This window comes from Sphingobacterium sp. HMA12 (assembly GCF_002933815.1).
GTDB lineage: Bacteria > Bacteroidota > Bacteroidia > Sphingobacteriales > Sphingobacteriaceae > Sphingobacterium.
On record NZ_BEYR01000004.1, the window covers coordinates 161,651 to 183,731 of the forward strand.

Genomic DNA, 22,081 nt, shown 5'->3' on the forward strand with positions numbered 1-22,081 from the left:
ATTATGTATGCGCTGATCTTAACTTCATCTTCAATTCAGCTATCATCCAATCAGATTCATTATCGATATCCTGTACATCTAACTCTGAGCGTATAAGCGGAACTGCCCGGTCACTCATAATACTATCTCTGGCTTCGAATTGCTTTATTAAAAAAAAATAAAATTGGCCTGCGTCGTGATAAATGGGCTCAAGATCTTGACTCCGCATCAAGCGTTGATCAGGATATTTATAAGCTAATGTCTGGGATGAATTAATGATCAGACTCCTTTGAATCGGAAAACTATAAGCAACCACAGTCATCACCAAATCGGCAGCTCCACTAACAAGCAAGCGATTTGCCTGAACTAAATTACCTGGAACGATAAAGGGGGCCGTAGGATAGATACAGCAACAACCATCAAAAAAAACGTCTATAGCAGCATAATTCGCCAATACTTCTTTTATAACAGACGTGGTACTGGCATAGTCATCTGAATTTTTGGAGGACCTAAGAAATGGCGTTTTTGCACCATATTGATTAGCAATGGTCGCAATTTCCAAATCATCTGTCGAAACCATTACTTCGGCAAACACACCTGAATTTAAAGCCGCTTCTATAGAATACGCAATGATAGGTTTGCCCAGAAAATTCCTGATATTTTTCCTAGGGATTCGTTTACTTCCACCACGAGCTGGAATGATACAAATATTTTTCATGCTAGCGTTTTTATTAATTTAGCGGGTACTCCACCGACAACACAAAAATCTGGTACACTTTTAGTCACGACAGCTCCTGCTGCGACAACACTATTACGCCCAATTGTTACCCCATCCATAATGATCGCATTTGCACCGATCCATGCTCCACGCTTGATCCGAATATCATTTGAGTTTCCCCCTTGAAGCCTAATTGGTTTTGAAATATCCTCAAAATTATGTTGATTGGTAGTGATAAATACACCAGGAGCAATCAAAACATCGTCTTCTATAACTATTTGTGCAGTTTTTCCTGCATGTATCTGTGTAAATGATCGCAGGGTAACATTATTACCAATGCGAATGTTTTTACCACCAACAATACTTACGTATGGCCGAATCTGAAAATTTTTTCCGACCTGACCAAATTTACCCAGCAGAAAAAAATTTGTTAGGGATCTAAAATGTAACATCCAATGCGTAAGTCCAATGTCAGGCCCAATTCTATCGCCCCAAACAGCTAACTTAACATTCATTTGTAATAATCTTTAATCGCCTCGATAACTTCATACTGCTCATCTTCCGTTAAGGTCGGATACATCGGTAAACTGATGCAATGTTTATAATACTGCTCGGAATGCAAACGATCACCCTCTTTCCATCCAAATTGGCGATAATAAGGCATTAAATGACAGGGAATATAATGTATCTGTGCGAATATATTTTTGGTTCGCAAGAAATTATATAATCCAAGCCGATCTTCTACCTCCACAACATACAAATGGTACGCATGTCCTTCAATAGAACCGGACTGACCTTTGATGTAGGGTAGATCTGAAAATGCAGCTAGATATCGAGCTGCAATCTGTCTTCTTTTTGCAAGGCCTTCGTCTGCTCTTTTTAATTGACTATTTCCTAATGCTGCCTGAAAATCAGTAATACGATAATTATAGCCAAGCGCCTGCATCTCCATATACCATAAGGGGTAAATTTCTTCTCCACCCGCAAATGCCACTGTATTTTCATAAAGATCGTTGTCTTTTACAATACCGTGTGTACGTAACGCCAATAGTTTCCTATAAAGCGTCTCGTCGTTAGTTGTTATCATTCCGCCTTCACCTGACGCAATATGTTTTACAGGATGGAATGAAAATATAGCCAGATCAGCATAATTGCCACTTCCACAAAATTGCTTTTCGCCATCTGAATCGATAAAAAAACCTCCGGGAGCGTGACAAGCATCTTCAATAATCCAGAGATTGTATTCTTTGGCAAGTTTTTTATATTCCTCCAAATTCACCGCTCGACCAGCAAAATCAACCGGAATAATTCCTTTATATGTACCTTTAGGAGAAGCTTCCAGTAAAGCTTTGACCGAGGCAATGTCCAATAAATAGGTCTTTGGATCAATATCACCGAAAACAACCTCTCCTCCACAATAACGGACACAATTAGCTGAAGCGGCGAAAGTAATTGGTGTTGTAATTACTTTATCTCCTGCTTTTACACCTAATGCTAACGCACATAAATGCAATGCTGCCGTGCCATTGGATACGGCTATGGCATATTTGGCCCCGACATAAGTTGCAAAATTATCTTCAAATTCTTTGATTTTAGGGCCCTGTGTCAAATAATCTGACCTCAGGGTATCAATGACGACTTGGATATCTTCTTCTGTGATATGCTGTCTGCCGTAAGGAATAGCTTGATTGGACATAATTATAGCTCGAAAGATGAATCAACATGTTCTCTGATCAAAGCTCGTAAACTGTCAACAGTTTCCCAAGCTGAATTGGCACCCGAAGTATAGGCAAACCCCGCTTCTACTTTTTCTCCCCGGAAAGCTTCCAGGAAATCTGTTAAGTCCCATTTTGGAACCGCTGGTAAGATCGTGTAATATTTGCCTAAATCATAGGTGTAAAATGAATCCGAGGGCGTAATCATCTCCTCATGAATCTTTTCTCCCGGTCTAATACCGACGACACGATGCTCGCATTCCGGAGCAATGGCAACAGCAACATCCATAATACGATAGGATGGAATTTTTGGTATGAATATCTCCCCACCCCATGCGTGAAATAAAGCATGCATAACCATATCAACACCGCCCTGTAATGAAATATTAAAACGTGTCATATTCGGATCAGTAATCGGGAGAATACCTTCTTTTTTCTTATTCATAAAAAAGGGAATCACAGAACCATTTGACCCCATGACATTACCATATCGTACGACAGAAAATCTGATCGGATTGTTGCCCCGGATATTGTTTGCAGCAACAAATAGTTTATCTGAAGCCAACTTAGTCGCTCCATACAAATTAATAGGCGCACAAGCTTTATCTGTCGATAAAGCCACTACACGTTCGACTCCAGTTTCTAAACATGCATCGATAACATTCTGAGCCCCCTGAATATTTGTCTTGACACATTCATCAGGGTTGTACTCGGCAATATGAACATGTTTCATTGCTGCCGCATGTATTACATAATCGATTCCCTTCATTGCTCTTACAAGTCGATCTTTATCACGAACATCCCCTATAAAGAAACGGATTTGAGGGTATTGACTATTAGGATATTCCTGAGCCATTTGAAATTGCTTCTGCTCATCTCGTGAAAATATTACAAGACGCTTCACCTCAGGGTGATTACTCATAATATGTTTTACCAACGCTTTGCCAAGTGAACCAGTACCTCCGGTAATCAGTATCGATTTATTATCTAAATTCATTATTTAGTATTTCATTAATTTTTCAAAATTTCAGTATACCACTTTTTTACAACCAATATAACAAATGTTAAGAAAGCAACTATAAAAGCGGCAACTATAGATGATTTCAGCGCACTAGGTCGTTCCACTAAAAGTGGAAATACTGGTTCATCAACTTTTTGAATTAAAGGTGATTCTTTCATCAGGGCCATTTTAGATAATTCTAAATTTTGTATCATCTGACTTAGCATCGCTTTATTCGTTTCTGCAGAAAACTGCGACCGCTGTGTGGGAATTAATCGCTGAGCTTGCCTTGTTGGGTTTAGATTGGGAGTAACATCTATTGTAAGAGCGTTTGTAGCGATATTACCATTCATAACAGCACGGACCGAATCTGCTTTATGTTGTAGAATCGCAATATTATCTAACGATTTTTTAGTTTTTGTTTTTACATAAAAATCGTTGACTTGGGCAACCAGGGCCTCATTAAATTCTTTGGAGAAAATCTCATCTGTGGAATTAACATCGATCTTAATCAAGGAAGATTTTTTATCCAGTTTATCCACAATTAAGTAATTCTTATTGATATCTAGTACTGCTTTTTGCAATAAGCTATCACGACTGCGCAATAGGCTGTCTGGAACTGGCTTCTTTAGGTCTAGTTCCAGTAAGGTTGGTTGATGTTCTTTCCAACGTTTATGTGCATCGGTCATCATTAAATAACGATCCCAAATAAGCATTGAACTATCGCTAACTGATGGGAGTAACAAAGCCGCTTCAATCATTTTGCGGGATTTGTACAACTCAAAAAGATTATCTCCTTGAAAAATACCGCCACCAGATGAACCTAAATTCACCCCTGCCAAAGCTGCTAAACCTGCGATCTGGCCGCCAGTATTAGTTGCTCCCTCTCCAGCTTCCAATACGAATGTCGTAGTTGCCGTATACATCGGCTCTTGGGATTTCGCATAATAATAGCCGATACTCCCACCGATTAAAACTGCAATGACAAAAAAATACCACTTGGATAGGATATACCTCATCCAATCCTTAAGACCAAGGACCAGATCCTTCAAGCTTACCATCTCCTGGTTATTCGTTTTATTCATATGCTATTTGAATAAGCTTAAAATAATTGCCAAAGTAGAAGCTACACCAGCTCCGATACCCACCCAAGCTTGGGAACTAAGCCTTTCACGGGGAGCTCTTTTTGGAACAATAATTTCGGCTCCTGGCTTAACATCAGGGTAGCCCCCATCTTTTCCTTTAACTGCACCATTGGCATACTGGATAAAGACACGTTTTTTTAATGCATTATCTGTAAATCCCCCTGCTTGATTGATATAATATTTGAGGTTTTTACCTTTTATGTAGACCACATTATTCGGATTCAATACTTCACCGGCCACTTTAACGGTTTCCAGTTCTTTTGGTACGGTAATAATATCGCCATCCAATACCAATAAATCACCACGTTGGTAAGGATTTTCCAAAATCTTATTTAACTCAATTCCGACAAGATCACTGGGTTCGATGTCCGAAGCCGACATTCCTTGTTGAGACACTTTGGCCAAAGCGGTGTTTTTGGCGTTTGAATTGTCCGCATTTTCCTCGTCAAAATCCCTATCCAATTGATTTTTCGGAGTATTATTTCCGTTTTCGCCAAGGCTATCTTGCTCCAGCTCCTTTCGAAGACGTTCTTTTTGTTTTCTCTCCTCCGCTTTCAGTTTGGACATCCCCGTACGCTTTAAAGAAGCGCCCTCGGTATAAGCATAGGTAGTCAATCCACCCGCCCGCTTGACGATATCAGAAATCCGTTCATCTTCGCGTGAAATAGTATAAATACCAGGATACAAGACCTCACCCTCAATCGTCACTTGTCGCTGTGTACGGAAGCCAGCATCTCCTAAGACGGAAACAACATCGTAAGGTTGTAAAGTGATAGTCGGATCGGTAAGGACACCATCTTTGATATCAACTAAAATAGTTTGCGAAGAACTGTGATCATCAGCATTATGCTGTTTAAGCCTCCGGGCAATCTCGACACGCGCATTTTTAGCCGCTTCGGTAAAACCGCCCGCTTTCTGGATAACATCGCCCAAAGTTGCATTGCTGGCGAAAGGCAGATCACCAGGGTAACGTACCTCTCCCTGAACGGTAAATTTATATTCATCCCGTAAATCGAAAATAGAAGCAATTTCAATTTTGTCTTCACGCTTCAATGGAATATCAGCTGCTATACCGGCCAATACTTCCCGTATATTAAAGTTAATCAGCTCGGATGTGTTATCTGCTTTCAGACGGTTGATAATACCTCGCTCCAAGAAGGCATCTTCACGAACACCATCGGCCATTTCAAGCACTTGCTTGAGTGTCAGGCCTGGCTCTAAACCAAATATACCGGGGCGGAATACCGCACCCAGAACAGAGACTCGATTGGCATAACGTTCTAATATCGGATCGACAATATATTGATCTCCGCCCTTAGGGGTATAATTTGCAAACTGATCGGAATAGACATCCTGCACACTACGTTCACGTCCTGTTGTTTGCAATACTTTAATCTTAGCTGTATAGGCTTTCTCCGTAAAATCACCTGCATAACGCAAGATATCGGATAAGGATTCACCAGCCACGGTCTCGAAAATAGCCGGTCGTTTTACTTCACCTTCAAACTGCACGCGTGCACCGTATACAGGGATATGGATAATATCTTGATCCTGTAATCTAATATTACCCTGTTGTATACCATTAGCCAGAAAATCATACACATCAATTGTGCTGACTACACGATTACCACGGATCACCTGGATTTGACGGTAGGTACCGTTTTTATTGGGACCTCCAGAAGCATAGAGTGCATTGAACACCGTCGCTAAAGAGGGAAGGCTATAGGTGCCCGGCCGAGTAACCGCTCCAGTCAAGGTAACACGGATGGTACGAATATTACCGATTGTCACACTGACATTGGTCCTTCCTGAACGGATGGCAGGATAAGTACTGATCAAGCGTTGTTCAATCTTACTCTTCGCCGCAGCGATCGATAAGCCCGCAACATTAATTTGACCAACATATTCCACCTTGATCATTCCATCTGGGCTGACAGGAAGCGTATAAGAGGCCTCATTATCACCTGTGATGTCCAATAAAATCTCATCATCAGGACCAATGATATAGGAGCTTGGTGTGGCCATCCGAAGATTGGGTTCGAAAGTAATGCTATTATTTTTAAACAGATCCGCGCCAAAAATCTTTAGTTTCCCATCGTCTTGCTGAACGGAATCCTGATTATTAGTACGTTTCCTTTGTAAGGAATCTGTCGTATTTGCTCCTCCCACTTGACGGCCAGCTGTCCAGCCTGTGTTATTGGCGGTATTATTTCGCTGTGACTGATCGGGTTGCTGCTTCTTACGTCTAATTTTCGCCAAACGATCTTTTAGTTTTTGCACTTCAACAGCAGACACCCCCTGTGCACGGGCAAAACCGTCCAGTTGGCTTTCATCATAACCCATTAGCGCAGCCTGTTTTACATATTGCTCAATCTGGGCATCTGTCAGATTATCTACTTTGATATTGGCAGGATTGGTCTGTGCGTATACTGACCCCACAAATCCGATCATGCAAAACCATAAAATTACTTTTTTCATTCGATATATTGGCATTTGCCGCAAAATTAGTAAAACTATTTAATTAAATCGTTTAAAAAATTACACAGAAAGCTTTCAAGTGGCAAGAAACAGATTTTTGCCCTTTGCTTAAATCTTTCGATATCCAGGTGTCTAACGTAAAAGACAACCATTCTGCTACGCAGAACTCCTTATTATACTATGTATCATTGGTTTAATAATCCATTAAGACCAGTTGATTACAACGGGCACATTCTACGTATAATTCTGTCAATGGATTCCTGAAAGTTTTATTAACTTAGCAAAGTTAAGCATTAAATTAGAATGAAAAGTTCAACTCTTGGTTTTTGGTTATCGATGGGCCTGATTGTAGGCCTGCTGTGGGCCTGCAATGGAAATAATAAATCAAAAAAGGAAAGTAACGAAACAATACCGCAAAAAACAAGTTCCCTGAGCACTGCTGACAGCAGCTTACTGCATTTCTGGGACAAGTTTGACATGAAGGACACAGCACAAGTAAAAAATCCGGACATTGGCGAACAGAAAATTGCTGATTTTATCGGGCTGTTATCCAAAGCCCCGGATTCAGCCCTGCGCGATAAGGCCGTGGATCTGATGTTAGACAAAGCCAAATCCAACCGACCGAGTTTTGACCATTTCATTAAACTTTATGAACGTTATCTATATGATGGCAATTCGCCCATGCGAAATGATATTATCTATGAGTCGGTATTGCGTTACCTGATCAAAACGGATCTGCTGTCGGATCTGGAAAAAGAGGCCTATAGACCAATTTACAAATTGGTCATGCGCAATAAAGTAGGTCATCCCGCGGAGGACTTCAGCTATGAACTGGCCGATGGAAAAAAAAAGAAGCTATCGCAGACAAAAGCTAAATATACCTTCCTGATCTTTTATGATCCAGATTGCTCACATTGCAAAGAAACCATCCACCAGCTCCGCGATACGCCGGAACTGGTCCAGCTTTTTTCACAGCTGCAGATCCAGGTGCTAGCGATTGACCCTTGGGGCGACCGCAGTAAATGGAAAAATTATATGCCCGAAATGTCTGAAAAATGGATTAACGGATTTGACAGCGACAGTAAGGTGCTATCGTTCAATTTATATGACCTTAAAGCTTCGCCAACAATATATCTTTTGGATGAAAACAAGAAAGTCCTATTGAAAGACACTTACCTGCAACCGGTGATTCAATATTTTGTTCAACCCAATCAATAGCATATGACCGAACATTCGGAAGACAGTAAGACACGCATTATTTCCAATGAACTTTATTTTACCGAAGTACAACATATGTTGAATGAAGGTAAAGAGATACGTATACGAATCAAAGGAGACAGCATGCGTCCCTTTATTCAGGATGGAGACAGTGTCTTATTGCTCGCTTACCGCGGTGGGGCTCTGCAGCCCGGCAGTAACCTATTGGCCAGACATCAGGGAAAATATGTTTTTCATCGCTACGTCGGAAGGAAAAAGGGACAGGTCGTATTGGCCGGGGACGGCAATCTTGTGCTACGGGAATATATAAATCCGGCAGATATTATTGCTGTTGCTTTGGTTCATTTTCCGCAAAATTCAGCGAAGGAAATTAATTTAAATCACAGCTGGGCAAGATTCCGCGGCTTGGCTTGGTATCATATCCGTCTGCTTCGACGGGTCGTTGTAAAATTAGCAAGTTTACTTTCATAAATCTTTAAATAACGGCGACACATTAAGTATCATTCCAACTTTAAATGTAACTGAAGGAAATAATACCCCCATTTGAAACAAATAAATTACAAACGAATTTGTTAAAATATAGGTTCATTTATATGCAAAACGTCGATAATTTCTCATAATATTTTCATTTTTTTCATCAGTCGATCCGCAAATAAAGGTATTTTAAACCCTGTTTTCTCCCGATATAAGAAAAATAGAATTACAATCCTTTAAAATTCAAACAATTAAAAAAAAAAAAATAACATATACCTGTAGCAGTTTAAATGAATTTAACGTTGAGTAAATAAAAACATGCAAGTATGAGTATAATTGCATAAATATGTGTATAATTGCTACAATTATTCTAACTAGAATTATGAGGGAAGTTTTAATCATTCGAATAATCAGCGGTATTTTTCTTCGAAAGCCATATTTAAACATATTCTAGAAGCTGCGAATAGATAGATTAGCTAGTGTAATTATCAAATTATACTTTAACATACATAAAGAACAAATTGTTCTTTACATCATATTTTGGTTAGAACAATATTTTCATTTAGCTATAGTAAAGAGTTATTAAGGGGAATAACATGAAAGTTTTAGTTTTAGGAGGAAAAAGTGGCTTTATAGGAGGTCATTTAAGTAAAAAACTCGGAGATCCATTTCATTCCAAATTTGTTTCCATGAGAAATCTAAATTGGTTGAACGAAAATTTTTCTGCTGACTGCATTATTAATTTAGTTGGCAAAGCACATGATTTCACGGGAAAAGCAACAGAGAAAGATTTCTTTTATGCCAATTTTGAACTTGCGAAAAAAGCTTTTGACATATTTATTTCCTCACAGGCAAAGGTATTTATTCATATTAGCTCCTTGGCCGCTATTGAAGAAATAGAATCCTTTGAATCCCTTTCAGAGGAGGCTCGTTACAATTCAGTTTCTCCCTATGGTAGATCAAAACAAGCTGCAGAAGAATGGCTTTTAGGCCAACATTTACCTACAGATAAGAAACTAATTATCCTTCGACCACCAATGGTCCATGGTTCAGGAGACAAAGGGAACCTAAGCCAATTATACAAAATAGTCAGTAAGGGCATTCCTTACCCCTTGGTGCGATTCAAGAATAAGCGATCTTTTCTTTCTATTGACAACTTTTGCTTTTTTATTGAACAGACTCTTTTACAAAACGAGAAGATTGCGACCGGAGTCTATCACCTCGCTGACGATGAAACTTTATCATCGAATGAAATTGTAAAGTTGATGAAACAAGAAACGGGACAAAACACCCCTTGCTTCCCGCTACCAAAGCGTATCATCCGATTGATTTCAAAGTTAGGAGACTATAGTAGAGTATTACCTTTGAATTCTTGGCGTTTAAAAAAATTAACAAGCAATCTCGTGGTTTCGAACAAAAAGATAAAAGTAGCTTTAGCTATCCAAAGGTTACCTAAAACAGCAAAAGAGGGGTTACGAGAAACTATTCGTTCATTCAGGCAAGTATAAAAATAAACCCATAGATGCGCCTCGCATAGGCCATACATGTTTTATCTAGATTTCTTTGGATAATTGGAGCAATGATTTACAGCCGATAAATTATTTCTATAAAAAGCGAATTATATTGCATATAAAAGGCAATTTATCTAAGTTTGGTATCATGTAGCTATTTTTCTAAGTCTTCATGTGGATTATCTATACATTTTAGTTACTTATAACTTTTCGTTCGGATATTCAAACACTTTAGAAAATAAAACAGGTATAGCACCCTATTTTATTACAATTAAAGGCAGATGCTTTATATACAAATAATTTACATATGAAATTGAGATCGGATTTAGTATTGCGAACAATTGGTGCAGATCATTTAATTGTTGACCCCAGTCAAGATAGCATTGACCTATCGACCGTGTACACACTGAATAGCTCTGCGGCATGGCTTTGGGAGCAACTCAAAGGAAAAGAGTTTGATCAGGCAACAATCGTTGAACTGCTCTGTGATAATTATGAAGTAGATGTAGAGCAAGCACAATCCGATGCCAAGGTGTTACTTGGAGATTTTGAAAGACAAGGACTATTGGAAAAATAACCTTTCCATTGATCTATCCAAATGAACAATAACAGCCTGAAACAACATGCGCGCTGGGCATGGTCCATCAGCGAGGGCTATCGCGGTAGATTGCTTCTTTACTTTGTATTGGAGCTGATCTGTATCGGTCTCTCCCTTGTCTTTGTCTACCTGTCCAAAAAAGCGGTTGATGTGGCTACCTCTCCCGGGGAATTGCCACTCAAATGGCTGTTGATCGGCATTATAAGCAGCATCACCCTCAATGTGGCCATCAAAGGCTATTCGGGCCGTCTGCTCGAACGGATCAAATTGATGATGACACTCCAGTTGCAGCGTAATATGCTCGACGCGCAGATGCTATCGGTATGGCGGCTGATCAAAAACTGGCATACGGGTGATATCCAGATCCGGATTCAGACAGACTGTGAAGAAGTGGCCAATACCATCGCCAGTACCGTACTTTCCTTTGTATTGACGATTATCCAACTATTGGCTTCAGTGGGTTTCCTATGGTATATGGATCCCATGCTCGCCCTGATGATCCTAGCCATCTCGCCCCTCTTTGTCTTTTCAAAGATTTACTTCCGTAAAATGCGTAAACTCAGCAAAGAGGTAAAAGAGGAGGAAAGTAATTTTTCAAAGGTCCTCCAGGAAAATCTGCGCTTCCGCCTGCTGATCCGTGCCATGGGCATTTTTCCTAAAAGGCGTGCGAAATTGACAGCAAGTCAACAACAGCTTTTCTTATTGAAAATGCGTCAGATCAATTTTTCGACCTATACCCAGGGCGCTATGAAAGTCGCCATGAATGCGGGTTATTTAGTCGCCTTTATCTGGGGCGTCCATCGGTTACAATCGGGGCAGATCACTTTTGGGACCATGACGGCCTTTCTGCAACTGGTTGCCAGAATTCAAACCCCAATTCTTGCCCTGATCGCCTATATTCCAGGCTTCGTCCGATTTCGGGTATCCGCAGACCGGCTCCTGGAATTACAGGAGGGTGAGATTGAACCTCAGGTAAAACAGGAGCGCCTGAACAAAACACAAGAACTCCGGATCCGTGACCTCTCCTTTCGTTACGAGGACAAATGGGTATTACAACAGTTAAAACTCTCACTGAAAGTTGGCGAACCAACAGCAATTATTGGTCCGAGCGGAAAAGGAAAAACAACCCTGATCCGGCTGTTGCTATCGCTGCTAAAAGCGGAAACAGGTGACATTATACTGATTGACAACGATGGTGAAAGATCGCTGGAAGCAAAACACCGCATCAACTTTGCTTATATCCCACAGGGGAATTCGCTCTTCAGTGGAACGATACGAGAAAATCTCCTGCTCCATGTGAAAGAAGATAGCCCATTGGATATGGATAAAGCGCTTTGGCTGGCCTGTGCAGAGTTTGTATTTGATTTTCCGGATGGTGTGGACACTTTAGTTGGTGAATCTGGGATGGGTCTTTCGGAGGGGCAAGCACAACGCATCGCCATTGCACGTGCGTTGATGCATGACGGTGATATCTGGCTCTTTGATGAAGTCACTTCAGCCCTGGACCGTACAACCTCGGATATGCTGACCCAACGCCTGCTGGGATATGGAAAACATAAAATATGTCTATTTGTAACACATGACTTAAACCTGGCAGATAAATGTCAGCACCGCATCTACCTGGACTAAAGAAATAAGTAAAAACTGAATCATGACTAGAACGAAATCAACTGAATTGGCACAAACCCGCTATCGTATCGCAGACTTAATTTTGGAGTTTAACCATCCGACAGGTATTGCGCTCAATCATATTCTCTTCTCTTTTCGGGATTTTCAGATCACTACGACTGATGATAAAGCTGACATTGTTATCCATATCAGTTTAGACAGGGCTCCGGCGACAGCCGATATGGGCTTACTACGGACCGATGAATCCATCGCCTGGGGGGATCGATTTCGCTTTTATGAAAAAGAGGATACATTCATTACAACAATAATAAATGATCATGCTACCGGGACCTGGTACCAGTACAGCAGTCGCAACTTTGAAGAATCGACGATTTATGTGCCTGAGAGCTCGTCCACTGAGCAAAGTGCCGTAATCACCTGGATGTCCATGATGATATTTGGCCAAGCCAGCCTACTGCATGATACCATTATGATTCATGCCTCCGTGGTCAATCATGAGGGTAGCGGAATCGCCTTTTTAGGTAAAAGCGGGACCGGAAAAAGCACACACAGCCGGCTATGGCAAACTCATATTCCCAACACTGTATTACTAAACGATGATAATCCGGCCATCCGCATAACAGCGGCGGGCATTTTTATCTATGGAACGCCCTGGAGTGGCAAAACACCCTGTTATAAAAATGAACGGCTACCATTAAAAGCGTTCGTACGGCTACAGCAGGCTCCGGCCAATACATTTACATTGCAGCCTGGACTCAAGGGCTTTATTGCGGTGCTCCCGAGCTGTACCGCGATCCGGTGGAACAAAGATCTTTTTTCCGGGATGAATACAATTCTCGAAAAAATTGTAGGCGAAATACCGGTAGGTTATCTCCAATGCTTGCCCGACGCTGCCGCGGCCCAGCTGTGTTATTCATCCATATTTGGTAGTAAGTAATTCGTATTAAGATTTTTTTAAAGTAAGAGGTCCCCGGATATTATGTTATCCGGGGACCTTTCTATTTTTTTGAGTTATTATCAAGCCGTGCCAGTGTTCTCTTAGCACACGATAGTAGCATTAACTTATTTGCTCCTTGTCTTGATCATGCCACGCTCTGGCCTTGTATGCATTTTGCCCTGATCCACCGCCTGGATCGTCCGTGTAGACAGCGTCCTTAATGCCGCCCGGGCTTTGGTCGACGGAGCCGCTTCCGCTAAAGCTGTTGCCAGCATTTTCTCCTTAGGATCTCCGACACCAGCTGAAACATCGTCACCGACACCACTCTTATCGGGAACTAGACCGTCCCAATAATCACGCAGACCTGATTCAGTTCCCTTGTTATATTTCTCACCAAGATTTCCACGCGAATTCTTCAAGATAAATGAAGCCGGCCAGTAAGATACTTTATCCCGGACTTTCTGCTCGAAAAACCCGACGGGCTTACCGTAGGTTCTTGACTCCGTGGCAATAATCTCAACCGGAAGGTGTGGTACCAGCACATTAATCAGCATCTCAGCCGCTGAAGCCGTCTCCTCACTCACCAAGAAATAAACTTTATTGAGATTTAAGGCACTTAGTCCTTCGAAGTAGGTATCATGCATATTCAGTTGATCTCTTAAGCTTTTTGCCGCATCCGACTGCATATACTTATTCATTTCATAGGTCAGCATCAGTTTACCTTTGGTCTTGGCGCCACCGATCTTATCCGCAATATAAATAGCCGCGTCTACATAGCCCCCGCCATTGTAACGCAGATCAACAATCAGGCTTTTGATCTGTTTGGCTTCGTATTGCGCAAAGGCTGCATTGATATTTTTCTGATTTTGATTGTTATTCTCGATCTCTTCAAACGAAGATAAGGCGAGATAACCGACATTATTATTACTGTTGAGGTAGATCGTATCCTTGTAAATCGGATTGATCACATACGAATTGTTATAACTCATCGGCTTTTCGAACACCTTATTATCCGCACGTTTCACTTGCAGGGTAAGGTTGGCAGCATCCAAGGCTGTATTGATCGTGTTACGTAATCGACTATAGGCAGCTGGATCCTTTACTTCGCAGCTTCCGCCGGGATCCGGACAGCTGACTTCGACCGAATAATTTTCTTTGTCATTATTGACCGAGCTAATAATATCTGCCCGTTTAAATCCGGCCACCTGAGCCGGTGAACCACCCTCGACAAAGGAAATATAGGGGTGTGCGATCTTGCCGTCTATCGAAAACCACTGCACAGAGATACCATAGCCTTCGTTGTTATCCATCTTGGTACTGGCCTGCCCGGCGATATTGTAACCGTTGATTCCCTCCATAAAGGAAAAGCGGTCAAAAACGCCCGAGTAACCGGCCGCCACATGGACGGGTGTCAGCCTTTTGAGTGCATCAAGCACATTGCTCGCCGAGCCATATTGATCGGTATATTGAGCCGGATCTTTTAAATAATCCGGAATAGATCCATCCGCCCATACGGAATAGAGCTTATAATATTTATAAATATCGTCTTTAATAAGCTGACCTTCGGTGCGGTCAGTTGGTTCCGGCTCCGGTTCGGGCTTTGGATTATCCTTTTTACAGGAAAGAACAGTAAGTCCGATCAGCGCTATGGCTGCCCAACGTCCTACTTGTTGTAGAGGCACTATGTTCATATATTAAAGCATTTTGTAAAACAAACATAGATAAATTGCTTTTTATATGCAATTTAATTACGCTTGATAACAAAGAATTGTAGTTTTTCAGCGGCCTCTTACCCTCCAAAAAACAAGACCCAGTCAAAACCACCGTTGTTAATTAAATTATTGGCTGGCTGACAATCCAGATCTAAATACTAACTACTAAAATCTAACTACTAATACTTATATTTCTCCTTCCACTTGTCGCGTAGACTATGGCGGATCTTCTCTTCCTGCGGATTTTGTCCGGGTTCATATAATTTTACGCCACTGACTTCTTTGGGCAGAAACTCCTGTACCACAAAATTGCCGGGATAGGCATGTGCATATTTATATTCAGCACCATAATTAAGGTCTTTCATCAGCTTGGTCGGGGCATTACGAATGTGCAGGGGCACAGACAAATCGCCGGTCTGTTTCACCAGCGCCTGAGCCTTATTGATTGCTTCATAGGAAGCATTGCTCTTGACCGAAGTGGCAAGGTAAATAACAGTTTGCGACAGAATAATACGCGATTCGGGCCAGCCGATTACATTCACTGCCTGGAAACAATTATTGGCCAACAAGAGGGCATTGGGATTGGAATTGCCAATATCTTCAGATGCTAAAATCAGTAATCTACGGGCGATAAATGATGGATCTTCTCCCCCCTCGATCATGCGTGCCAGCCAGTACACGGCAGCATTTGGGTCGGATCCGCGAATAGACTTAATAAAAGCTGAAATAATATCGTAATGCTGCTCGCCCGCCTTGTCGTATATCGCCATGTTCTGCTGCACTTGCCGCAAGACAAAAGCATTCGTAATCGGCTCCCTGTGGAGAACCGATGCATTGACCACAAGCTCGAGCACATTCAATAGTTTGCGCGCATCACCGCCAGATAAACGCAAGAGTGCTTCATACTCTTCGACAACAATTTCATGCTTTTGGAGGTATTCGTCCTCGTGCAGCGCCTTTTGAACCAGACCGATCAGATCCTCCTCCGATAGATGTTCGAGTACATAGACCTGGCAACGGGATAGCAGTGCGGATATCACTTCGAACGAAGGATTTTCAGTTGTCGCGCCGATCAGTGTAACCAAGCCCCGTTCGACGGCGCCCAACAAAGAATCCTGCTGAGATTTGGAAAAACGATGGATCTCATCAATAAACAGAATGGGCTGATCCTGATTGAAATTCATCAGCCGCTCGGCTTTGTCAATAACCTCACGGATATCTTTTACTCCTGCCTGTATCGCACTCAGCGAAAAGAAGGGGCGATCCAGCTCCTTGGCAATCAACAGTGCCAAACTTGTCTTTCCGACACCCGGAGGCCCCCATAGGATCATCGAAGGGATATTTTTTTGCTGAATTGCATGATACAGGACTGCATCAGGGCCGACAATATGCTGCTGTCCCACATAATCATTCAATTGATGTGGACGCAGTCTTTCTGCAAGCGGGATACGTGTTGCCATAATACAAAATTAAAAATTAAATGGCAAAATAACTAAATATTTTAGCGTATACCGATAAAGTATACCCAAATAGTGGGCTTGTGGATACTCAAAAAGCATTTTAACATTTTTTCACACAATTTTTCGTCATATTTGCTCTAATATAAGTCTTTGTGGTCGAGCAGAGATCGATAAATTGCTTTTCACTATACAATTTATCCGAGTTTGCTCTAAGATTAAAGTTTTATATGGCTGAGCACAACCGAGCTTGCGGGCGCATCGAAGAATAAAATCATAAATTGCTTTTGATATGCAATTTATCTAAGTTAGTAATACACGTCAATTATGGCGTTATAAAGCATAAGGATGACGAAATACTGGACCCTACTTTTGACTGCCCTAATCCTGACCGTTGGAATGAGCGGAAAGGTGGCGGCACAGCAAGCCCCAAAGGATTATACCGGGGCTATAAAAAAATATGATGTTTCATTTAAAGGTGTAGGCCCGGAGGTGTATTTCCTGCCCCCCCCAAAGACTGAAAACGAAATTATTGAAGATAATTATAGCGATAAAAAAGGCTTTAGCAAGGAAATCGCCAGACAATTACTCTTTCAACGCTTGTTATTGCAATTGAAAAGCACCAACAACATGGGGCATTTTCAATACCTGATGAACCCTGTTCCGGCAGATGCCGCAGCATGGAATAACGCTATCGAGCAGCAAAAGAAATCGGAAAACTGGATTGCGGGTTATGCCCTAGCGAATGAGGCCGCGCTATTTGCCATTAAAAATAACGACAGCAGCAATGCCTCAAAATTGCTGTATGACGCCTTAACATTGGCCAACCGTACCGACAATAAAGATGACATTGCTACAATCAACCTGAATCTAAGTAACTTTCAATTGTACCATGGGGACTTTGTCAAAGCCGAAGAAAGTGCCCAAAAATATCATAGCTACGCCACGGTCAGCAAAAGCTACCTCGAACAGGCCAATGCCTGGTTATTAATTGCCATGGCACGTGCAGGACAAGGAAACTTTAAAGCTGCTGAAAATAATATTATCCGAAGTGCTATCCCCCTATTCAATAAGTCTAAAGCCTATGAAGGCAAAATATTCGCATGGGAAATGCTCGCGGAGATTTATTTTAAGCAAAATAAATACACAGAGGCACAGTGGTTTTTGCTGCAGGCCCGCGATCTGGCCAACGCAAAAAAACTGAGCAGCGAACTTGCTGAGATCGAGTATCTACTTGCCGCCTCCAAACAAAAGGATGGTAATTACAAAGTCGCCATCAAAGAATTTATACAGGCGGCTGAACTGGCCTCCAATGAGAATAACAAACAGCTGTCATTGGCGATATTGGACAAATTGGGCGAAGTATACCTGGTTCTGAAGGATTATCCATCCGCCGACCAGACTTACAAAGCATATACACAGCTGAAAAAGGAATTGTACAATTAATGGGCTTTGATCAGATCATAGCAACCGAGAATAGAAAGTAAGAAATAAATTGTATTTTAAGCTTTTTGTAAATATTAAAGGATAAATCAAATAAATTTTTAGAATCTATGATAATGTGCTATGAATTTCACTAAATTTAGCACGCTTATCAATAAGAGCTGAATATTTTTATTTTTAAAATGATTATTAAAACTGTCGAAAATATGTTTAGGAAACTCATATTTGCACTTTTTGTGGTATCTATTGTCTCCTGTGGATCAAAACCAAGGGTGACGCTTCCAGATGACGGCGGGCTCAAGCCGAGCACGCAGCATCAGATCATCGCGAAAGAAGTCATTGGATTATTGGAAAATGCGAGCTACAAGAAAGTCAAAATGAATGATTCGATATCTGGAATTATCTACGATAATCTGATCAAAGGCTTAGACCAAAGCAAAAATTACTTGCTCCAGTCGGATATCGATGAATTTCAGGCTTACAAGAGTAATCTGGCTCAAGATATGAAAGATGGCGATCTTTCTGCTGCTTTCCATATCTTCAATGTATACAAAAAAAGATATTTGGAAAGGATGCAATATGCGCTTTCTGAAATCGACAAACCCCAGGACTTTACCAAAGACGAGTATTATCAGCCCAACCGTGAAAAATTAGGCTGGTTCAAAGCTGATGCCGAAGCGAATGACCAATGGCGTAAACGGGTAAAGTATGACTTATTGAACCTGGAAACAGCTAGTGGCAAATCAACGGACAGTGCCAAAACCAAACAGGTGGAAACATTGAAGAAACGTTATGTGAATTTAATTTCGCAGACAAAAAAATACAATTCCAATGACGCCTTCCAGATCATTATGCAGGCGCTTACGGATGCTGTGGATCCGCATACCTCGTATTTCAACCCATCCTATGCACAGGCTTTCAATGAAGGCATGGCAAATACTTTTGAAGGTATAGGTGCAAGACTGACCATCGACAATGAGGCCGTGAGCATCAACGAAATCATTCCCGGCGGACCGATCTTTAAGGATAAAACCATTCAGGTGAACGACAAGATCATCGGTGTCGCGCAAGGCAAAGATGGCGAATTTGAAGATATCATCGGCTGGAGACTGGATGCGGCAGTAGCTAAAATAAAAGGACCCAAAGGAACAATCGTAAGACTTAAGATTATTCCGGCCGGGCAACCGATGAACTCGCACCCGCGCATTGTTTCCTTAGTCCGTGAGAAAATCGTTGTCGAGGAAGAATCCGCGAAAAAAGAAATCATGAACATCAAAGGTGCTGATGGCAAAATGTATAAAGTCGGGGTGATCAATATCCCTAAATTTTACATGGATTTTGAGGCTTACAGAAGACGTGATCCAAACTATAAAAGTACAACACGGGATGTTAGATTGATCTTAGATACCCTGAAACAGGCAAAAGTCGATGCTGTACTTATTGATCTACGCTTCAATGGCGGGGGATCACTTCCAGAAGCCATTGATCTGACAGGTTTGTTTATCGACAAAGGACCTGTGGTACAGGTAAGAGATACCAAAAATAATATTGACGTCGAAGAAGACAAAAATGCTGGTGTGGCCTGGGATGGTCCACTGGGTGTGATGATCAACCGTTTCTCGGCCTCAGCTTCTGAAATTTTCGCCGGCGCGATTCAGGATTATGGCAGAGGGGTAATCCTTGGCTCACAAAGTTATGGTAAGGGAACCGTTCAATCGGCTATAGACATGTCACGTGTCATTAGCCCAACAAGCCGCTTGTTACTGAAAGCTTCTGGTGAGAAAGATCCTGATACGCCAGAAGGTGCACCACAATATGGACAGATCAACATTACACTGGGTAAATTCTACCGTGTCAATGGCAGCAGTACACAACATAAAGGGGTGACACCTGACATTACTTTTCCATCTCAATTCTCTGCAGAGAAATTTGGTGAAAGTTCAGAAAAGTCTGCCCTTCCTTGGGATCAGATCCAGTCCAGCAACTTCAAAAAAGTCGCGGATATGAGCGGTGTGGACAAAAAGCTCGAAACCTTACACGAGGATCGTATCAAAAATTCATTGGAATACAAATACTTAAAAGAGGACATTGAAGAGGCTCAAAAAGATGAGGATGTCAAAATTTCATTGGAATTGAATAAATTCAAAAAAGAAAAAGATGACAACCTCAAGAAAAATAAAGACCGTATCAATGCTTTATTGAAATTACAGGGCAAACCAGCTTGGGAAGAGGGTAAACCGCAACCGAAAATGGATCTTGACTTCGTAAAAGATGAAAGTGCAAAAGTCATGACGGATTACATCATCAATTTTGCAAATAAAAAATAACGGGGATACTCCCATAAAAAAAGGCAATCGTAACAACGGTTGCCTTTTTTTATGATAGTCATCACAATGCTAGGTCATTAACAACGAATTCATCTTTTCTTCGTACCTTGCTATAACTCGATAATCGAGTAGATTTTAGGACGATGGCCCCGGTTGTGTAAACTTTAACCGGCTTAAACTGTTTATACTAAACATAAACTTGGCTTGACATAAAATTTCTAACTTATAGCACAATGAAACGTATCCTGCTTTTAACCGACTTTTCAGAAAATGCACTATTAGCGGCAAAACAGGTCGCCCTCTGTGTAGCGGCCTGGAAAACTGAACAAGTTATTGTTTACCATACGTACAACAGCGTAACAATTGTAAACAACGAACCCATAGTTGTGGTCAATGACGAAGTGAAAGAGGCCAAAGAGAAAGAATTAAATACTTGGCTTGAACTGATCAAACCGCTTTTCCCACCACAGGTGACCTTATCCCACAGGATGGAGGATGTCGACCTGCCGATAGGGGTGAATGACCTCTGCAAATCCGAAGCTATTGATCTGGTGGCACTGGGAATCACGGGACAGACTGGCTTCGCAAAAATATTGGTAGGCAGCAACGCCATTACCCTAATGGATATCTGCAATAAGCCGATGCTGATTGTCTCCCACAAGGTCGATCCGGCAGTTCCAAAGCATGTACTGGCAACCACTGACCTGAAAGAAGTAGACCGGAAATTAAGTCTGTTTAACCTGGATCAGGTCCTCGATGCTTTCTCCGCACAGTTATACGTGTTGAACGTCGCGAAGCGGGAGAGTTCGGCCGCAGATCTGGCACAGGAATTAAAACACCTACATGAACGGCTGGACAAGTATAAACCGATCTATGACTACATCAGTCACGACGATATTACGATGGGAATAGCGGAATATGCAAAAGAGAAACATATTGACCTTATCCTGTCCTTTCATAAGAAACAAGGCTTACTGGCTAGTCTATTTAAAACAAGTATATCCAAAAAGATGGCCTGGAACGGCGCTGCCAACTTATTGGTTATTCCAATGGACAAGTCCTAAAACGGCCACTGACATAAGAGCGCTCCGTGCTTCAAGTTCGATATACGGAGCGCTCTTTGTACTCATATAATATCACGAACGACCCTGGCTGTGATTTGCCGCTAAATTTCTGCTATTTCTTGTCTACGGAATGTTTCCCGGGTCCAATAAATACAAGTCCCAGAAACACGAAAAACAATTCGATAGCATGGGATGCTCCAGAGACACCGTCGCCTTTAGATAGGTGCATCAGTCCAGCAACAACCATCGTAAAAGCAAGTAACAGGGCTGAGGGTCTAAAAAAGAGTCCTAATAGTAGAAAAAGACCACCAATGGTTTCTGCTGCTGCGGCCATAAAACCCCAAAATGCCGGCATAAAATTGATGCCCATATTGCCCATTGCTTTACCTACACCAGCCCACAGTTCAGGACCTCCCTGCAGCTTGGGCAAACCATGCATGATCATCATGACACCTAATCCGATACGAAGGACCAATAAGCCTGTATCCCTATATTTACCCAGTGAATTCCAAATTGCCATAAATAAAAATTATAATATATTAAACTGTTAATTACTGATAGACTTTCCTAAAATAACCAAAATTTTTCATTGATCGCTGTTTAAATCCTGCCTTTTGACACCACAAAATTAAACCGGTATGGGATATTTCCCTTTGATATAGATTAAGAAATTCAA

Annotated in this window: 18 protein-coding genes; 9 read left to right on the plus strand and 9 right to left on the minus strand. The window is 41.5% G+C overall.

Annotation, left to right across the window (positions count from 1 at the left end; all coding sequences use genetic code 11):
* Position 1: 1 nt before the first annotated feature.
* From pseF to HMAT_RS19865, 6 genes are read right to left on the minus strand one after another with little or no spacing between them, the layout of a single operon-like run.
* The gene (pseF, locus tag HMAT_RS19840; protein ID WP_104384611.1) at positions 2–697 is read right to left on the minus strand and encodes a pseudaminic acid cytidylyltransferase; all 696 of its coding nucleotides are present in this window, start codon (positions 695–697) and stop codon (positions 2–4) included.
* On the minus strand, positions 694–1,212 hold the full coding sequence (locus HMAT_RS19845; protein WP_104384612.1) for a DapH/DapD/GlmU-related protein: 519 nt from the start codon (positions 1,210–1,212) through the stop codon (positions 694–696). Before HMAT_RS19845 ends, pseF begins: the two co-directional genes overlap by 4 nt.
* A complete protein-coding gene (pseC, locus tag HMAT_RS19850; protein WP_104384613.1) occupies positions 1,209–2,393 on the minus strand; it encodes a UDP-4-amino-4,6-dideoxy-N-acetyl-beta-L-altrosamine transaminase in 1,185 nt (394 codons plus the stop codon). The genes HMAT_RS19845 and pseC overlap by 4 nt, the downstream gene beginning before the upstream one ends.
* A 2-nt stretch (positions 2,394–2,395) precedes the next feature.
* On the minus strand, positions 2,396–3,409 hold the full coding sequence (gene pseB, locus HMAT_RS19855) for a UDP-N-acetylglucosamine 4,6-dehydratase (inverting) (protein WP_104384614.1): 1,014 nt from the start codon (positions 3,407–3,409) through the stop codon (positions 2,396–2,398).
* A 14-nt stretch (positions 3,410–3,423) separates the two neighbouring features.
* On the minus strand, positions 3,424–4,497 hold the full coding sequence (locus HMAT_RS19860) for a lipopolysaccharide biosynthesis protein (RefSeq protein WP_104384615.1): 1,074 nt from the start codon (positions 4,495–4,497) through the stop codon (positions 3,424–3,426).
* Between the two features lie 3 nt (positions 4,498–4,500).
* Complete coding sequence (locus HMAT_RS19865; RefSeq protein WP_104384616.1) at positions 4,501–7,035, minus strand: SLBB domain-containing protein; 2,535 nt, start codon at positions 7,033–7,035, stop codon at positions 4,501–4,503.
* Positions 7,036–7,338: 303 nt separating this feature from the next.
* Between HMAT_RS19865 and HMAT_RS19870 the strand changes: the two genes are divergently transcribed.
* The 6 genes from HMAT_RS19870 (at position 7,339) to HMAT_RS19895 (ending at position 13,402) form a co-directional block, all read left to right on the plus strand.
* Positions 7,339–8,253 carry a DUF5106 domain-containing protein gene (locus HMAT_RS19870; protein ID WP_104384617.1) on the plus strand — a complete coding sequence of 305 codons (915 nt, stop codon included), beginning with the start codon at positions 7,339–7,341 and terminating at the stop codon, positions 8,251–8,253.
* 3 nt (positions 8,254–8,256) lie between these two features.
* Positions 8,257–8,724 carry a S24 family peptidase gene (locus HMAT_RS19875; RefSeq protein ID WP_104384618.1) on the plus strand — a complete coding sequence of 156 codons (468 nt, stop codon included), beginning with the start codon at positions 8,257–8,259 and terminating at the stop codon, positions 8,722–8,724.
* Between the two features lie 599 nt (positions 8,725–9,323).
* Positions 9,324–10,235, plus strand: coding sequence for an NAD-dependent epimerase/dehydratase family protein (locus tag HMAT_RS19880; RefSeq protein WP_104384619.1), 912 nt, complete (start codon positions 9,324–9,326; stop codon positions 10,233–10,235).
* Positions 10,236–10,545: 310 nt separating this feature from the next.
* Positions 10,546–10,815: a PqqD family protein gene (locus HMAT_RS19885; protein ID WP_104384620.1), complete on the plus strand. Its 270-nt coding sequence runs from the start codon at positions 10,546–10,548 to the stop codon at positions 10,813–10,815.
* A gap of 21 nt (positions 10,816–10,836) precedes the next feature.
* A complete protein-coding gene (locus tag HMAT_RS19890; RefSeq protein ID WP_104384621.1) occupies positions 10,837–12,465 on the plus strand; it encodes an ABC transporter ATP-binding protein in 1,629 nt (542 codons plus the stop codon).
* 22 nt (positions 12,466–12,487) lie between these two features.
* Positions 12,488–13,402 (plus strand): hypothetical protein, encoded by a 915-nt coding sequence (locus HMAT_RS19895; RefSeq protein ID WP_104384622.1) that lies wholly within the window; start codon positions 12,488–12,490, stop codon positions 13,400–13,402.
* Positions 13,403–13,527: 125 nt separating this feature from the next.
* Here HMAT_RS19895 and HMAT_RS19900 read toward each other — a convergent pair whose 3' ends face one another.
* Together HMAT_RS19900 and HMAT_RS19905 are read right to left on the minus strand one after the other, a co-directional pair.
* Positions 13,528–15,093, minus strand: a complete 1,566-nt coding sequence (locus tag HMAT_RS19900; protein WP_104384623.1) for a S41 family peptidase — start codon at positions 15,091–15,093, stop codon at positions 13,528–13,530.
* 200 nt (positions 15,094–15,293) lie between these two features.
* The gene (locus HMAT_RS19905; protein WP_104384624.1) at positions 15,294–16,574 is read right to left on the minus strand and encodes a replication-associated recombination protein A; all 1,281 of its coding nucleotides are present in this window, start codon (positions 16,572–16,574) and stop codon (positions 15,294–15,296) included.
* 345 nt (positions 16,575–16,919) lie between these two features.
* Here HMAT_RS19905 and HMAT_RS19910 point away from each other — a divergent pair, with 345 nt between their 5' ends.
* The 3 genes from HMAT_RS19910 to HMAT_RS19920 all read left to right on the plus strand — a co-directional run bounded on the left by HMAT_RS19910 (position 16,920) and on the right by HMAT_RS19920 (position 21,405).
* Positions 16,920–18,017 (plus strand): M48 family metallopeptidase, encoded by a 1,098-nt coding sequence (locus HMAT_RS19910; RefSeq protein WP_104384625.1) that lies wholly within the window; start codon positions 16,920–16,922, stop codon positions 18,015–18,017.
* A 203-nt stretch (positions 18,018–18,220) separates the two neighbouring features.
* Entirely contained in the window at positions 18,221–20,341 is a 2,121-nt protein-coding gene (locus tag HMAT_RS19915; RefSeq protein WP_104384835.1) for a carboxy terminal-processing peptidase, read from the plus strand.
* Positions 20,342–20,574: 233 nt separating this feature from the next.
* Positions 20,575–21,405: a universal stress protein gene (locus HMAT_RS19920; RefSeq protein ID WP_104384626.1), complete on the plus strand. Its 831-nt coding sequence runs from the start codon at positions 20,575–20,577 to the stop codon at positions 21,403–21,405.
* A gap of 112 nt (positions 21,406–21,517) precedes the next feature.
* On the opposite strand, the gene HMAT_RS19925 is transcribed toward HMAT_RS19920, so the two are convergent.
* Entirely contained in the window at positions 21,518–21,925 is a 408-nt protein-coding gene (locus HMAT_RS19925) for a DoxX family protein (protein WP_104384627.1), read from the minus strand.
* Between the last annotated feature and the right edge of the window lie 156 nt (positions 21,926–22,081).

Bases quoted from the DNA above. Each gene is read 5' to 3' on its own strand.
- HMAT_RS19925 (WP_104384627.1), bottom strand. From the start codon at position 21,925: ATGGCAATTTGGAATTCACTGGGTAAATATAGGGATACAGGCTTATTG.
- HMAT_RS19880 (WP_104384619.1), top strand. From the start codon at position 9,324: ATGAAAGTTTTAGTTTTAGGAGGAAAAAGTGGCTTTATAGGAGGTCAT.
- HMAT_RS19860 (WP_104384615.1), bottom strand. From the start codon at position 4,497: ATGAATAAAACGAATAACCAGGAGATGGTAAGCTTGAAGGATCTGGTC.
- pseC (WP_104384613.1), bottom strand. From the start codon at position 2,393: ATGTCCAATCAAGCTATTCCTTACGGCAGACAGCATATCACAGAAGAA.
- HMAT_RS19905 (WP_104384624.1), bottom strand. From the start codon at position 16,574: ATGGCAACACGTATCCCGCTTGCAGAAAGACTGCGTCCACATCAATTG.
- HMAT_RS19865 (WP_104384616.1), bottom strand. From the start codon at position 7,035: ATGAAAAAAGTAATTTTATGGTTTTGCATGATCGGATTTGTGGGGTCA.
- HMAT_RS19920 (WP_104384626.1), top strand. From the start codon at position 20,575: ATGAAACGTATCCTGCTTTTAACCGACTTTTCAGAAAATGCACTATTA.
- pseB (WP_104384614.1), bottom strand. From the start codon at position 3,409: ATGAATTTAGATAATAAATCGATACTGATTACCGGAGGTACTGGTTCA.
- HMAT_RS19885 (WP_104384620.1), top strand. From the start codon at position 10,546: ATGAAATTGAGATCGGATTTAGTATTGCGAACAATTGGTGCAGATCAT.
- pseF (WP_104384611.1), bottom strand. From the start codon at position 697: ATGAAAAATATTTGTATCATTCCAGCTCGTGGTGGAAGTAAACGAATC.
- HMAT_RS19900 (WP_104384623.1), bottom strand. From the start codon at position 15,093: ATGAACATAGTGCCTCTACAACAAGTAGGACGTTGGGCAGCCATAGCG.
- HMAT_RS19910 (WP_104384625.1), top strand. From the start codon at position 16,920: ATGACGAAATACTGGACCCTACTTTTGACTGCCCTAATCCTGACCGTT.
- HMAT_RS19895 (WP_104384622.1), top strand. From the start codon at position 12,488: ATGACTAGAACGAAATCAACTGAATTGGCACAAACCCGCTATCGTATC.
- HMAT_RS19870 (WP_104384617.1), top strand. From the start codon at position 7,339: ATGAAAAGTTCAACTCTTGGTTTTTGGTTATCGATGGGCCTGATTGTA.
- HMAT_RS19875 (WP_104384618.1), top strand. From the start codon at position 8,257: ATGACCGAACATTCGGAAGACAGTAAGACACGCATTATTTCCAATGAA.
- HMAT_RS19890 (WP_104384621.1), top strand. From the start codon at position 10,837: ATGAACAATAACAGCCTGAAACAACATGCGCGCTGGGCATGGTCCATC.
- HMAT_RS19845 (WP_104384612.1), bottom strand. From the start codon at position 1,212: ATGAATGTTAAGTTAGCTGTTTGGGGCGATAGAATTGGGCCTGACATT.
- HMAT_RS19915 (WP_104384835.1), top strand. From the start codon at position 18,221: ATGTTTAGGAAACTCATATTTGCACTTTTTGTGGTATCTATTGTCTCC.